Below are 14686 nucleotides of genomic sequence, written 5' to 3'. Positions count from 1 at the left end.
ACAGTATTACATCATGCTGTCCCTTTAGCTTTTTCATTAGGAAATGGCATATTTAATATAGAAGAAATGTACTGTTTGCCATGCATACGAGCTAATGATTCTAATATTTGACGGACGCGTTTTGTAAGATGTCCTTGTTCCTTTATAGCTTCACAATATGCGTCATAGAAAGCGTATTTAGCCCAAAGGAAATCATCTTGTTGGAATAAGAAATGATTTTTGTACCATTCCCTAATTGTATGGTAACAATTGTTTTCATGTATTGCTGTGCTTTGAGAAAGAATACGATCAGATAAAGATGCAGTTAAATGAGAAATTGTGTTTTCTGTTTCAGCTTGTAATGTTTTTTCTAACATTGTAATGATGTGACGAGTAGCCATATGTTAACTCTCCTTTGTGTAAATGGGTAATACCATTCTATATTTAAAAAAATCTTTACTATATTATTATACAATAAATGGAATGCATCCACCTTCTTTTTAAATTGCATTTACAAAATCTTTTTTATTTGTTTACAAAAATAAAGTAAGATACAGTATATAGGAAAAAATGATAAAGGAATGAACGCGTTGTATATAACAGTAGAAGAAGCTGCGGAGTATTTGAATTTACCAAAGTCGTATATTGAAGAGCTAATTCAGCAAAAGAAAGTTCGTGCGCTATTTGATGGAGAGCAATATTTATTAAATAAAGAACAATTCAATACACATTTAGAACAAATGAAGAAATATAAGCAATTAGTGGAAGAAATATTAAACGAACCAATTCCAGAAGATATGGATGTTAAAGATGAAGATTAAACGATGGGAAATCCCGTATGAAGATATGCAGAAATGTATCTTCATACGGGATTTTTTTGTCTCGAAATATCAAAAATTTAAGGAGGTTTTAGGATTTTTCGGGTTTTTGATAGGTAGTAGTCTACCATGTTAAAAGCATATTTTTTTCTAGCTAGGACAAACATAGAGAACGTAACCTGTACAGATACATATACTATCAGTGCAAAAGCTTATAAATTAATGGAAGGGGTTTTCTCGTGAGTTTATTTCATTGGGATTTTTTGAAAGACTTAATCGGATCTTTTGTGAGAGTAAACAGGGGTGGTCCAGAATCTCAAAAAGGAACAATAATATCAGTATGTCCGGACTACTTCGTATTGCAGAATGAAAAAGGTGAACTGTATTACTATCAACTTAATCATCTAAAAAGTATTACAAAAAATGCGAAAGACTGTGGAACAAGTGAGTGCGATTGGGAAGATTGCGCATGTGCAGAAGATTTTGAAGCACTACTTCAAAGCTTCAAATATTGCTGGGTGAAAATTAATCGCGGTGGTCCAGAGAAAGTAGAAGGCATCTTACAAGATGTTTCTTGTGATTTCGTGACATTGATCGTAAAAGAAGAAATTATATTAGTTGCAATAAAGCATATTAAAAGCGTTAACTATAATGCATTAGCATGCGGAGAGAGCGATGAGAGTGACGATAGTAGCAGTAAGGAAAGTAGTAGCAATAATTCAGGGCGCGCTCGTGCACAAAGACAATCAAGAAGAGGATGATAATAAGAAAGGGGGATGTAAAATTGGAAAACGTATTATGCTGTGACCAAATTAAATGTTTAGTTGGTGAGACTGTAAAGGTAAACCTTCGCGGACCAGAAAGCCGAGTGGGTGAGCTCGTATCGTTAGGAAAAGATTATCTAACGTTACAATTACCTCATGGTGAATTAGTATATTATCATTTGAAACATGTGAAGAGTCTAGTGAAGAAAGTGAAAGAAAGTAAATGTGGCGATTGCTATAGTTCATGTTTCTGCTCTGAGGAGGATACTTTTTTAGATATATTAAAAGACTTGAAGTATAAGTGGGTAAAAATTAATCGTGGCGGTCCAGAATGTGTGGAAGGTTTATTAAGCGAAGTACATGCTAAATGTATTACACTAGTAAACTGCGATGAAGTTATTTATGTAATTAAGTCTCATATTAAGAGTGTGAGCCAAATAGTTAAATGTAAAAAGAATGAAGAAGAATAATGTTTTATAAATAAGAGGGGCATTATGGTTGAAGGTGAAGAACGATTTCTTATTTCGGATAGTATGAAAAGGAAGTCCTTACTATTCAGACGGAACATTGCCCCTGATTATTTTTTGAAATGAAAAATAGGAAAGAAAAAAATTTATAGGAAGGAGGATATAGATGAATGAGTTAAACAAAAGGATTGGAGAAAATATATATGTCAAACTAATCGGTGAAAAAAGATTTAAAGGTGTATTAATAGACGTAGGAAATGATATCGTGGTTCTTTACAATGGACAAGACTACGTATATATATCTTTATACCATGTACAATATTATAAGTTTTTACGACCATATGATGAAGAAATCTCAAAACCAGATGTGGATTCTGTAATTAAGAGAGAATCCCCTTCCATTTCTTTGAGGAAAGTATTAAGTACTTCTAAAGGGATTTTTACAGAAATTTATGTAGCTGGAAATGCTCCAATACATGGGTATGTTACAAGTATAATGAACGATTATATCGTTTTTTATAGTCCAGTTTATAAAACTGTATATATATCTTTAAAACACTTGAAGTGGTTAATTCCGTATAAAGAGAATCAAGTGCCTTATGCCCTCAATAAAAATGAACTCCCCGTGAATCCGTTAAATATTACGTTAGCTCGAACGTTTGAAGAACAACTTATTAAAATGGCTGGAAAAATCATGGTGTTCGATTTAGGTGAGGAATCTAATAAAATCGGAAAGATGGCGAAGATTGATGAGGGGCATATTGAAATATTAAAAGCGCGTGATGCGAAAATGTATGTAAATATTCAACATGTAAAATCTGTCCACTGTCCGTAAGCGAGTTGGAAGGGCTGGCTTTTTCTTTTATATGCAGAAGAAAAGGTCGAGCCTATTTGTTTAGCTCGATTTGAATATGAGGGAAAAAATGAACTGAATATAAATATGTTAGCTTTATCTATGGGGTGATAATCTTGTGCAAAATTACAAAAAATCTGTACGAGCTATCTTTTCGTATATTCAATTTATTTTTTTGAGGGAGAACTGCTTAACTAATATATTAAAGGGGTTTTGTTGGTGGAGCAGTTTCCGAATTCGTTATCGATTACCTTACTTGGTAGTGCTGGTGGAGCAGCAAAAGCAGTTTTAGCAATTTTAAATCAAGCGATAGTAAATGAAAAAGACCCAATTTATGAAACGATAAAGAATGTGACATTTCATTTGGTTGATATAAAACAAAAAGATAGGAATTATTATGATGAGTTGTTTCCAAATTTAAAAGAGCAATTGTTTTTATCTGAAATAAATCTCCAAGATGTAGTGACATTTAAACAGCATTTAAAAGAAAGTGGTACGAGCGTTGTTATTGATGTTTCAGGGGCAGATACAATTAGAGTATTAAGCTGTTGTAATGAACTTGGAATTTGCTATATTAATTCAGCTTTGGAAAATGAGGCAGTAGATCAGGACGATAGTTTAATTGGCTTTCAGCTTACGGAAAGATATACGCGGTTTGAGAAGGAAAAAGAGAAATTTACAAATACAAAAGCAATTATAGGCTCAGGTATGAACCCAGGTGTTGTTCAATGGATGGTTGTTGAACTTATGAAGGAACGTCCAAATGAAAAGCCAAAAGCATGTTATATAGTAGAACATGATACGTCATTTTTACATGATGCAGCACTTATAAAGCCTCATACACTTTATGCTTCATGGGCAGTAGAGCGATTTTTAGATGAAGCGATATGGAGTTATCCGATGTATATGAGTCATCATCGTCCTCTTTATTTTTATGAAGATGTATATGCTTCAGAGTATAAAGTAAAGTTAGGGGAGAAAGAGTTCTATGGTTGTTTAATGCCACATGAGGAAGTTTTAATTTTAGGGAAAAACTTTAACATGGAAGTTGGGTTTCTTTACCGAATTAATGAGTATACAACAAATATAATTAGGGAAAATTTAGATAAGGTAGAAGATTTATGGAACTGGAATCGTAAAGTATTTAATCCAGCCGAAGAAGAGATTGCGGGCGAGGATCTAGTCGGTGTATTACTCGTTTATGAAAATAGCGAGACATATATGTATAACGTAATGAATAGCAGTCAAGTTTTTCATAAATATAAAACGAATGCGACTTACTTCCAAGTAGGATGCGGAATTTATGCTGGCTTGTGTAGTTTGCTGTTCGATGACTTTAAACAAGGTGCTTATTATGTAGAGGAATTATTATTAAATACAGAAAGTAAGTATGGAGAATATTTGAAATTATATATGAATGATTTTGTAGTTGGTGAAAATGACTTTGCGGATGGGTTGCTGCATGACCGGGTAAGATGGATATAAGTTGTGATGAAAAGGAAGGGGAGATCTCCTTCCTTTTCGTATGATAAGATTACATATTGCCCTGAAAGCAATTTTATACTTATATGAACAACTACTTTAAAAGTTAGATATATGAGGAAAGAGGAGCTGTAAAAGGATTTACACAAATGCAAAAAGAAAGAAATCCTGCCGATACGATATTATGTTATATGTTGTACAGCTTGTGGAAAGTTATGCAGCACAATATAGAGTGAATTTTCAATTGCAAGTAGATGGGAATAGGAACGAAGGTGAAGATTTTTTGATCGATAGTATGATGGGCTAGAAGAAAAAAATTCAGAAAAGTGTTCTTGTTGTGTAAATATAAACATTTTATAAAATGTTTCAAGAAGGGTTTTTTTTATAAAATACTTCGTTTATAATGGAGGAAAATATCGACATGAGATTTGTTATTCATGTAACGGTTCGGTAGTGTCAGAAAAAGAAGGGGTGCACGCGCATCCTTTTTTCTATGCAGATATTATGAAAGAGGTGGTATGATGGAATTAACATTAAATTCGACTGTATGCTTACACACGATTCAATTTCGAAAAGAGCAAAAGAATTATATTGTAAAAGATACAATTACAGGAGAAAAATATGAAATGCCGCCACTTTGGATTGATGCATTGGCAATGATGCGTGACGGTTTTTTATTAGGGGAAATTGAGGAGAAATTAAAAGAAGAGTATCCGGATGAAGAAATAAATATGTTAGCATTTACGAGGCAACTGTTAGAGCTAGAGCTTGTTGGAATGGTAGATGGGGAAGAAATAGCTTGTACAAAGAAGAAAGAGAAAGATTATTTAGCTTGGTTACGTCCTCGTGTCGAGCAATTCTTTCTTAGTTTAAATAAAAGAAATAGAAGCAAAGGTCAATGATGACCTTTGCTTTTTTGTATAGTTTGTTTAAAAAATTACAGCGAATGCTCTTGCAAAAGCACCGTCGCTATTTTTAATTTTTAAAGGTGCTGCTGAGAAAAAGAAACGTTTCGTGTGAATGGCATCTAAGTTTGTTAAGTTTTCGATTAAATAAATATTATTTCCAAGTAGTATGTGATGAATTGGCGATGTTTCTGTCGTTACCTCATCAGGAGAGATGAAATCTAAACCGACAGATTTTACTTTTAATTGAACGAGTTCTTCAGCTAATTCTTCCGAAAGATAAAAAGCTTCTTTCTCATATGCTTCTGTATTCCATTTAGTAGATAGATTGGAATGGAAAATGACAATATCATCTTCTCTTATGTCAGCGTTTTGTAATACTTCTTTAGGTAGCTTCCGTTCTTGTACATGAGTTACATCGATAAGAACAGCTTCACCTACAAATTGATCTAAAGGTAATTGGTCAATCGTCGTTGCGCCTGAAATGAAATGAGCAGGAGCATCACAATGCGTACCAACATGAACGACAGAATGAAAGTCTGTAACTTGATAGCCTGTCTCTTCAACACTTGTAATGGCCTCTAAATTGATTTTTGGTGTTCCAGGAAATTGAGACATATTGTTTTCAAATGTTTGCGATAGGTCAATTACTTTCACTTTAAATACCTCCAAGTATATGTTTTGAAATATAAAAAACTCACCTTTCATAGTCAAGAAAGATGAGTTTTGCACACAATAGTTACGTTTTATCTTTCAAAATGCAATGCATTTTGCAGGAATTAGCACCTATTCAGTTTGTATCAACTGAGGTTGCTGGGCTTCAAAGGGCCGGTCCCTCTGCCTCTCTTGATAAAGGTATATTTAATTTAAAGTTCGGAATTTTCGTTATAATAAAATTGTAATTCATTTCCTTTTTATGTGCAACATAAAATAGGTATTCACCCAAATAAAGTTGCTCGCATATTGTAGCTTATGTAAATAGAATGCTGCGAAGGAGTGAGTGCAGTGACAGGGAATGTATTGAATTATTATGCTGGTGGAAATACGGCTAGAGGATTTCATAATTTATACGAAGAGAATTTAAAAGGACTAAACAGATTATTTATTTTAAAGGGTGGACCTGGAACGGGAAAATCTTCTTTAATTAAGGCAATAGGTCGTGAATGGGTTGAAAAGGGATATGATATTGAATTTTTACACTGTTCTTCTGATAACAAATCGGTTGATGGTGTCATTATCCCGAAGTTAAAAGTAGGAATTGTTGATGGAACATCACCGCATGTTATTGAGCCGAAAATGCCAGGAGTTGTCGAGGAGTATATCAATTTAGGTGTTGCTTGGGATTCAGATAAATTAAGAAAGCAGAAGGTGGAAATTGAACGATTTGTTTCAGAAGCAAGCAAAGCTTTTCAAGCTGCTTACGCTCGTTTTAATGAGGCATTGGTTATACATGATGAGTGGGAGAAAATATATATTGATAATATTAATTTTGATAAAGCAAATGAACTAACAGATCAGCTCATTCAGAAATTATTTACAGATAAGGTTGGGAAACAATCGCTTGTAAAACATCGCTTTTTAGGAGCAGCTACACCGAAAGGTGCAGTTGATTTTGTTCCTAATTTAACAGAAGGATTATCACATCGTTATTTTATAAAAGGACGTCCTGGCTCTGGAAAATCAACAATGCTCAAAAAATTAGCTAAGGCAGCAGAAGAAAAAGGATTTGAAGTTGAAGTATATCATTGTGGATTTGATCCAAATAGTCTTGATATGGTGATCGTAAGAGAATTAGGATTTGCAATTTTTGATAGCACTGCGCCACATGAGTATTTTCCGAGCCGCGAAGGTGATGAAATTATAGATATGTATGCCTTGATCGTGACACCAGGGACAGATGAAAAGTATGCGACAGAGATTCGTGATGTGTCGATTCAATATAAAGCAAAAATGAATGAAGCAATGTCTTTCTTAGCAAAGGCAAAATCAGTTCGTGATAAATTGGAACGAATTTATATTGCTGCTATGGATTTTTCAAAAGTAGACGCATATAAAGAGGAGATTCAAAAAGAGTTTGAACGAATTGCGGTTAGTGTAACAGAAAAGAATAAGTAAAAATAAGAGGTTTTGACAAGCTGTCGGGAATTTTCTGACAGCTATTTTAGTATGTAGTAAACTTAGTAGTATATTTGTCGAATTTCCAAGGAAATAATCAAAAAATGGAGAGGGTATGAAATGAGAGAAAAAATTAAGTTGGAGTTAGACAGAATTGAAAAAGAGAATGATGTGAAAATTTTATTTGCAGTAGAATCAGGGAGTCGTGCTTGGGGATTTCCATCAAAAGATAGTGATTATGATGTTAGATTTGTTTATATGCATCCGGTAGAGTGGTATTTATCAATTCATGATAAACGAGATGTAATTGAGTATCCGATTAGTGATGATTTAGATATAAGCGGATGGGATATTAAAAAGGCATTACAACTATTCGCAAAGTCAAATCCAGCTTTACTCGAGTGGATTCGATCACCAATTTTTTATTCGAAAAACTCTAATTTCCCAGAGCAACTTCAACAAATGAGTGAAAAGGATTTTGATCCAAAAGCAACGATATATCATTACTTACATATGGCTTCAAAAAATTATCGTGAATTTTTGCAAGGTGAGAATGTAAAGTTGAAAAAGTACTTCTACGTATTACGTCCTATTTTAGCTTGTAAGTGGCTAGAGGAGAAAGAGACTTTACCACCTGTAGAATTTGATCGATTGATTACAGAATTATCATTAGAACGTAGCGTATTAGATGAAATTGAACAATTGTTAATAAAGAAAAAGGCAGGTACTGAGCTAGATATTGGATTGAAAATTGAGGTGTTGAATCAATTTTTAGAAGAGCAAATTCATTACTATCAGCAATATGTAAAAGGAATTGAAAAGGGATCAGGAATTGATATTGAGAGTTTAAATACGTTGTTTCGAGATATGTTGTTTGCAGTATATAAAACAGAGCACAAGTAAGATTGTGCTCTGCTTTATTTTGTAGGAATAAAGAAAACAGATATAGCTGCAAGAAGACCTGCAAATGAGAATAAGTAAAAATTCCATGCTAAGTCGTATTGCATTGTCATAATAATACCGACAAGAATAGGACCAGCAATTGCACCAACTCGGCCAAGTCCAAGTCCCCATCCTAAGGAAGTAGCCCGAATATGGGATGGGAAGTATTGTGTTACATATGCATTTAATATTTGAGTAATGCCAACTGATCCAATTCCAGCAAGACCAATTAAAAGATAGATGATTGTAACAGATGGTTTAATTGTTAATAGTCCAATACATATAGCTGCCATAAGATAGGAGATGCTAATAACAATTTTAGCTCCTATACGATCGGCGATTGCTCCAGCAAATAATGCACCGATAGCGGCAGTAATATTTAACATAAGTAGAAATGATAAACTAGATCCAAGAGGGTATCCCGCTTGGCGCATCATCTGCGGTAACCAAGTATTTAAACCGTAAATTAAAAACATACCCATTATATAAGTGATCCAAAAAAGCAGCGTTGCTTTTCTGTATTCTTTTGAGAATAAAGTAAGGAATCCATTTTTCTTTCGTATATTAGATGCGGGTTGATGAGTTTCATCGTTTTTATGGAATTCAATTTGAAAACGATGAAGGATTTTGTCTACTTCTTCCTGGCGATTACGTGATAATAAAAATTGAATGGATTCAGGTAAATAACGAATAATGAAAGGAATGAGGAGCAGTGGAATCATTCCGATGCCAAACATAGTTCTCCATCCGAAATCTTCTAACATAAACATAGACAAAATAGTGCCTAATACGATCCCTAAAGGATAGCCAGTAAACATAAGAGCATAAATAAAAGATTGTCGCTTTTTTGGTGAATATTCAACGGTAAGTGCTGAAGCTGTTGGAATAACACCACCTAATCCGATTCCTCCGATAAACCGAGATAAACCAAATAATTCGGGAGAAGGCGCAAGTGCAGCTATACCCATTGTGAGAGAAAAAAGTGCTAAACAGCATATAAGAGTCCATTTTCGTCCAATTAGATCTGTAATGGTTCCAACTAGAATAGCGCCAATAAACATACCAAATAAAGCATAGCTAGCAATTGTACCAGCGTGTGCTGGTGAAAGTGCCCAGCTTTTGTCTTCTAGGAGCTTTGGCAGAACGGCACCGTAAATACCTAAATCATATCCATCAGCTAGAATAGCTAGCCAACAAATAAAAACAACAAGTTTTGTAATAGAGCTCGAAAAGATAGTTTCTGTAGATTCTAGGTGAGGTGGAGCTGAAGGTTGCATAATGTTCACCCCTTTTAATTTGTAGATGAGTATATTATTTTATTTGAGATTAATATTTTCCTTCTTGTATCGGGATTTACCTGAAAAGGTTTATAACAAATAAAGAAGTTCAACAGAAAACCTGTTGAACTTCTTTATTTATTTACTCATTATCAACTCGTTTTAACGGTTGATCTGCCGGACCTTCAATAACATCTCCCTCAATTGAAAAGCGGGAACCGTGGCAAGGACAGTCCCAAGTACAATCACCATTATTCCATTCAACTTCGCAGCCGAGATGTGTACAAGTTGTATCAACAATATGTAATTTTCCATCTTTGTCTTTATAAGCACCTGCTCGTTTCCCGTTAACATGTACGACAGATCCTTCACCAACTTCGAGGTCTTCTGGTTTACGTAATGCGGTTTCAATCTTTCCTTCAATTAAATGTTTCGCAACATCAAGGTTTTGGGAGAGGAACGTTTTTATATCTGGATTTGCATGGAAGCGTGATGGTGCATACAGTTCTTTATATGGACTGTGTACTTTTAGAATGGAATCCTTCAGTAAATGAGCGGCAGCAGTTCCAGTTGTCATTCCCCATTTACGATATCCAGTTGCAACAAATATATTTGGATTGCTCTCGTTAATATGTCCAATATAAGGGAGCTTATCTAGCGTGATTAAATCTTGTGCTGACCATCTATAAGGAACTTTATCTATTCCAAACGTTGCTTCCGCAAAAGAATAAAGTGCTTCGTAATGAAGCATCGTGTTTATTCCTTGTCCTGTTTTATGACTTTCTCCGCCAATTAAAATTAATTTTTCACCATTGTTTGTTGTGTAGCGTAAGGAGCGTTTTGGATCATCAATACTTAAATACATGCCACCTGGATAATCTGTTTTTGCTTTAATAGCAAGAGCATAAGAGCGTTCTGCGTACATTCGCGTAAAGAAAAAGCTATTCGCATCATAAAAAGGAAAATGTGAACAAGAGACAATATATTCACAAGTGATGCGATGTCCGCCTTTTGTAATGACTTGTGGATAATCACCCTTTTCTACATCAATAGCTGTAGTTTGTTCATAAACTTTTCCGCCCATCTCCACAAACTTTTCTAAAAGTGTTTTCAAATAAAGAAGGGGATGGAATTGTGCTTGATTTTTCATGACAAGTGCAGATTGTACTGGAATTGGAATCGATAGAGATTGAACATAGTCACAAGGTATATTTAATTTTTGATAGGCTTCATATTCTTTCGATAAATTTCTTAATCCATTATCGGTAGTTGTATATAAATATGAATCTTCATTTGAGAAATTACAGTCGATTTTATATGTTTGCACAGTTTCATTAATAAATTGTAGAGCATGATTATTTGCTTCATAGTAAAGCCTGGCTTTTTCCAAACCGAAATGATTTATGAATTCATCATAAATTAGGTCATGTTGAGCTGTTACCTTTGCTGTTGTATGCCCAGTTGTTCCGTTTAAAATAAGACCAGAATCAATTAAAACAACATCGATGCCTTCTTTCGCAAGTAAATAAGCAGTAGTAATACCTGTAATACCAGCACCGATAACAGCGACTTTCGTCTTTACATTTTCGGATAAAGGGGGAAAAGCAGGGATTTGAGTAGATTCAATCCAATAAGATAATGGAAATTGTGGAAATGTATCGCTTGTCATTATAGAAACCTCCCGATTTTAGAACAATTTTCCTTTTAATATTTCCATAAGATATGAAATTCATGTGTGCTGTTTTAGAGAGGGCCTATTTTTATTAAAAGAAAGATAAAATTATTTTAATATAATTTTTAGTGTTGTCGGTATGAAGAGATAGGAGTTGTGCAAAGCTAGATTCAGGTGAGTTTATTTGTTATTTACACAGAGAGTTATTGAATAAGATAGAGTCTATAGTATATAAGTGTATGTATATAGATAATGGATGAAACCTTATAAAATCTATGTTTTTTCTTTAGTGAAATAAAGTATAATTATAAAAATATAACCAACTTTTATTACTAGGTCATAAAAGTTGTTGACAATATGGAAATTCTATTGATATGATTTATCATGTGGAAAGGTTGATAGAGAGTAAAAAGAGAAATGTTTTTCATTAATAATAAAAGCGAAAAAATAAGTGACGATAGAGTGAGTATATTTTCCTTATACATAGATGCTTTTTAATCAGCTAGTAAAATCAATCTGGAAGCAAGAATTGATATATGTAAGTTGCGCAAGACGCGGCATAAGAAAGGGGCAAAAGGATGAAGGAGCTTCATACGTTTGGGTGGTATGCAGCACGTGTATCACCACATTTGCCGAAAAAAGCATTCAAACCAGTTCCTACTCGTTTATTTGGTGGACTGGCTTATTTGCTTGTGGCATTGGCGGGATTAATATCGATTGGTGTATTTGAATTGAATGTGTGGGCGAATCTAGGAATTGCGATTGTTCTTGGATTATGTTTTGCTTCACTGGGGTTTTTAGGGCATGAAATTTTACATGGAACTGTTGTAAGAAAGGCATGGCTTCGAGATTTCTTAGGAGCAATTGCGTTTATGCCATTATCGACGGGTCCTAAACTTTGGAGAAAGTGGCACAATGCAACGCATCACGTTCATACACAACATGAAGAGAATGATCCAGATGCATGGCCTACACTTGAGAAGCTGAAAAAGAGTAAGTTTTTGAGTTGGGTATATCGCATGCCTCTTCATGTACGTTCATTCTTTAGTTTTCTGTCACTAACCATTCAATTTACATTGCATTCGACTCGAATGTTCTTTCATTTTATAAAAGAATTTAAGTCATCCAATCAAAAATCTGTATGGCTTCAACTTCTTTTGCCTTGGACAGTTTGGATTAGTTTATTGTTTATTATGGGACCTGGAAAATGGTTATTTGCATATGTGATTCCGTTGTTAATTGCTAACTTTATTGTAATGGCATATATCGCAACAAATCACCGTTTAAATCCAATTGTTCCAGTAAATGATCCGTTAGCAAACTGTTTGTCAGTAACAGTGCCGCGTTGGGTAGACGTTTTACATTTCAATTTCTCATATCATACAGAACATCATCTGTTCCCTGCTATGAGTTCTAAATACTATCCATTAGTAAAAGAGAAAATTAAAGAAATGTGGCCGGAACGCTATCATGAGATGCCAATGACAAAAGCTTTGGCAGCGCTATGGAATACACCACGTGTGTATTATCAAGGAAGTGAATTAGTAGATCCGCATAGAGAGCATTTCTATGGTTCTTTAGGAAATGGACTAGATCCTCATAATATTTCATATCGTGAGGAACATATAGAGGAAGAAGAGAGTATTAAAAAAATAAATCAGTAAAAATAGATATATGTTGCAGTGAAAAAGCAAGCCATCTCAGGCTTGCTTTTTCTTATAAAGAAACTTCCTTTTTGTTCTTTGTAGGGAGTTGGACGGAGTTAGTTTCTTTTCTTTGTAGTCGTTTTTCCAAAAGGTTAACAAGGTAAGTGAATAGGAGAACAAGCACGAGATAATATAAACCAACGATTATGTATGTTTCTAATTGTTGGAAGTTACCTGCAGCAATAGATAAACCTGATCCCCATAATTCGGACATTCCTACGTAAGCAACAAGTGAAGAATCTTTTAATCCAATAATAAATTGATTTCCTAAAGGAGGAAGAGATTGACGAAATGCTTGCGGCAGTACAATACGGCGCATTGCTAAAGGATAAGGCATACCTAGAGAACGAGCAGCTTCCAATTGTCCACGGTCAATAGATTGGATGGATCCGCGGAAAATTTCAGTAATATATGCACCGTTATGGATTGCTAAAGCAATTGCTCCTGCCCAAAAAGGAGTAAAAACAACAACGGATGTAATCCCGAAATAGAGAATGGCAATTTGAACAATTAAAGGTGTACCACGAATAATGGCGATATATACATGAGCAATACTATTTAAAACTTTATTGTTAGAGATCCGAAAAAAAGCGAATAGTAATCCAATTAGTGAACCGAGTAATAGGGATGTTAGTGTTAATTGTAATGTGACAATAGTAGCTTTTAAGAGTGTGGGATAAGTAGACATAAAAATTTCAAACATATGTGTCACCTCATATTGTATGGATTTTGGTAGGGAATGAAATACCCCACTGATTAGTATCTCGCACTAATTGGGAGTTTTACTGCCCATAAATAGCGGGATAAAAAGTGGGGCGTAATGGATGAAACTTTTGAATAACTAATTTACTTCGTTTTTTCCTCCTCACCAAGAATATTACGTCCAAACCATTTTTTACTAATCTTTTCATACGTACCATCTTTAATAATTTCATCTAAAGCTTTATTTACTTTCTCAACCATTTCTTTATCATCTTTACGAATAGCAATTCCCATTTCATCAAGATTTAATGGTTTTCCAGCTTCTTTTATATTTGATTTACCTTCTTTAATCATTCTTAAACCAACCATTTGATCAGTGATTACCGCATCAATACGTCCAGGCTCTAAATCCATAAGTGCAGTAATATCGCTATCGTATTCTGTAATTTGATCTGTATGTTTTGCAACAAGGTTTTTAAAGGTACTAGCTTTTACAACACCAACTTTCTTACCTTTCAAATCCTCTGGAGAAGAGATAGATGCATTCTTTTTAGCCACAAAAATTTGGGCACCAGAACGGTAATAAGGATTGGAGAAATTAACAGCCTTTAAGCGTTCTTCTGTAATGGCCATACTTCCTAGTATTACATCATACTTTTTCGCTTTGAGACCCTGGATTAGCGTTTCCCATGGATTTGTAATAGGAGTGGGTTTCATATTCATTTTTTTCGCAAGTGCCTCACCTATTTCTACATCAAAGCCGACAAGCTTTCCGTCATTTTCTTTATAGTTAAAAGGTTTATATAAGCCACTCATCGCATAACGAAATTCTTTTTCACTATTTGAAGAAGTAGTAGAGCTTTCCTTACTACATGCTCCTAGTATGAAAGATGTACATAATGTAATACTCGCAACAATGGTTAATAGTTTTCTTTTCATAAAACCCCTCCTATATATTGATCATACGGATGGCTTTAAGTATGTTATTGAATATTGTATTTAGA

The 14686-nt window shown here is 34.3% G+C and carries 15 protein-coding genes, 1 pseudogene and 1 riboswitch; of the genes and pseudogenes, 10 read left to right on the top strand and 6 right to left on the bottom strand.

Going from position 1 to position 14686, the window contains the following annotated elements:
- Positions 1-11 precede the first annotated feature (11 nt).
- Complete coding sequence (locus ACZ76X_RS23020) at positions 12-380, bottom strand: hypothetical protein (protein ID WP_479851780.1); 369 nt, start codon at positions 378-380, stop codon at positions 12-14.
- A gap of 180 nt (positions 381-560) precedes the next feature.
- Between ACZ76X_RS23020 and ACZ76X_RS23015 the strand changes: the two genes are divergently transcribed.
- From ACZ76X_RS23015 to ACZ76X_RS22985, 7 genes and pseudogenes are all read left to right on the top strand, one after another.
- Complete coding sequence (locus ACZ76X_RS23015; protein ID WP_479851779.1) at positions 561-800, top strand: helix-turn-helix domain-containing protein; 240 nt, start codon at positions 561-563, stop codon at positions 798-800.
- 236 nt (positions 801-1036) lie between these two features.
- A complete protein-coding gene (locus tag ACZ76X_RS23010) occupies positions 1037-1558 on the top strand; it encodes a spore coat protein (protein ID WP_479851778.1) in 522 nt (173 codons plus the stop codon).
- Positions 1559-1581: 23 nt separating this feature from the next.
- The gene (locus ACZ76X_RS23005; protein WP_097844136.1) at positions 1582-2031 is read left to right on the top strand and encodes a spore coat protein; all 450 of its coding nucleotides are present in this window, start codon (positions 1582-1584) and stop codon (positions 2029-2031) included.
- A 163-nt stretch (positions 2032-2194) separates the two neighbouring features.
- A complete protein-coding gene (locus tag ACZ76X_RS23000) occupies positions 2195-2863 on the top strand; it encodes an LSm family protein (protein ID WP_479851777.1) in 669 nt (222 codons plus the stop codon).
- 237 nt (positions 2864-3100) lie between these two features.
- Complete coding sequence (locus ACZ76X_RS22995; RefSeq protein ID WP_479851776.1) at positions 3101-4366, top strand: S-adenosylmethionine decarboxylase related protein; 1266 nt, start codon at positions 3101-3103, stop codon at positions 4364-4366.
- 125 nt (positions 4367-4491) lie between these two features.
- Positions 4492-4625: pseudogene (locus ACZ76X_RS22990) on the top strand (ATP-binding protein); the annotation flags it as partial.
- A gap of 259 nt (positions 4626-4884) precedes the next feature.
- On the top strand, positions 4885-5265 hold the full coding sequence (locus ACZ76X_RS22985) for a hypothetical protein (protein ID WP_097844133.1): 381 nt from the start codon (positions 4885-4887) through the stop codon (positions 5263-5265).
- A gap of 27 nt (positions 5266-5292) precedes the next feature.
- On the opposite strand, the gene ACZ76X_RS22980 is transcribed toward ACZ76X_RS22985, so the two are convergent.
- Positions 5293-5925: a cyclase family protein gene (locus ACZ76X_RS22980; protein ID WP_479851775.1), complete on the bottom strand. Its 633-nt coding sequence runs from the start codon at positions 5923-5925 to the stop codon at positions 5293-5295.
- A gap of 86 nt (positions 5926-6011) precedes the next feature.
- A riboswitch (SAM riboswitch) is annotated at positions 6012-6124 on the bottom strand.
- A 149-nt stretch (positions 6125-6273) separates the two neighbouring features.
- Between ACZ76X_RS22980 and ACZ76X_RS22975 the strand changes: the two genes are divergently transcribed.
- Entirely contained in the window at positions 6274-7383 is a 1110-nt protein-coding gene (locus tag ACZ76X_RS22975; RefSeq protein ID WP_479851774.1) for a PRK06851 family protein, read from the top strand.
- 120 nt (positions 7384-7503) lie between these two features.
- Complete coding sequence (locus ACZ76X_RS22970) at positions 7504-8286, top strand: nucleotidyltransferase domain-containing protein (RefSeq protein ID WP_098668775.1); 783 nt, start codon at positions 7504-7506, stop codon at positions 8284-8286.
- Positions 8287-8300: 14 nt separating this feature from the next.
- Here the strand turns inward: ACZ76X_RS22970 and ACZ76X_RS22965 are convergent, their stop codons facing one another.
- Together ACZ76X_RS22965 and ACZ76X_RS22960 are read right to left on the bottom strand one after the other, a co-directional pair.
- The gene (locus tag ACZ76X_RS22965; protein WP_479851773.1) at positions 8301-9602 is read right to left on the bottom strand and encodes an MFS transporter; all 1302 of its coding nucleotides are present in this window, start codon (positions 9600-9602) and stop codon (positions 8301-8303) included.
- A gap of 142 nt (positions 9603-9744) precedes the next feature.
- The gene (locus ACZ76X_RS22960; protein WP_479851772.1) at positions 9745-11271 is read right to left on the bottom strand and encodes an FAD-dependent oxidoreductase; all 1527 of its coding nucleotides are present in this window, start codon (positions 11269-11271) and stop codon (positions 9745-9747) included.
- A gap of 581 nt (positions 11272-11852) precedes the next feature.
- Between ACZ76X_RS22960 and desB the strand changes: the two genes are divergently transcribed.
- Positions 11853-12938, top strand: coding sequence for a Delta(10) desaturase DesB (desB, locus tag ACZ76X_RS22955; protein WP_000661224.1), 1086 nt, complete (start codon positions 11853-11855; stop codon positions 12936-12938).
- A gap of 52 nt (positions 12939-12990) precedes the next feature.
- On the opposite strand, the gene ACZ76X_RS22950 is transcribed toward desB, so the two are convergent.
- Positions 12991-13683, bottom strand: coding sequence for an amino acid ABC transporter permease (locus ACZ76X_RS22950; RefSeq protein ID WP_479851771.1), 693 nt, complete (start codon positions 13681-13683; stop codon positions 12991-12993).
- Positions 13684-13826: 143 nt separating this feature from the next.
- Positions 13827-14621, bottom strand: coding sequence for an ABC transporter substrate-binding protein (locus ACZ76X_RS22945; protein WP_479851770.1), 795 nt, complete (start codon positions 14619-14621; stop codon positions 13827-13829).
- Between the last annotated feature and the right edge of the window lie 65 nt (positions 14622-14686).

This window comes from Bacillus sp. BC05(2025) (assembly GCF_056725905.1).
This window is presented reverse-complemented; position numbering and strand designations above follow the sequence as displayed.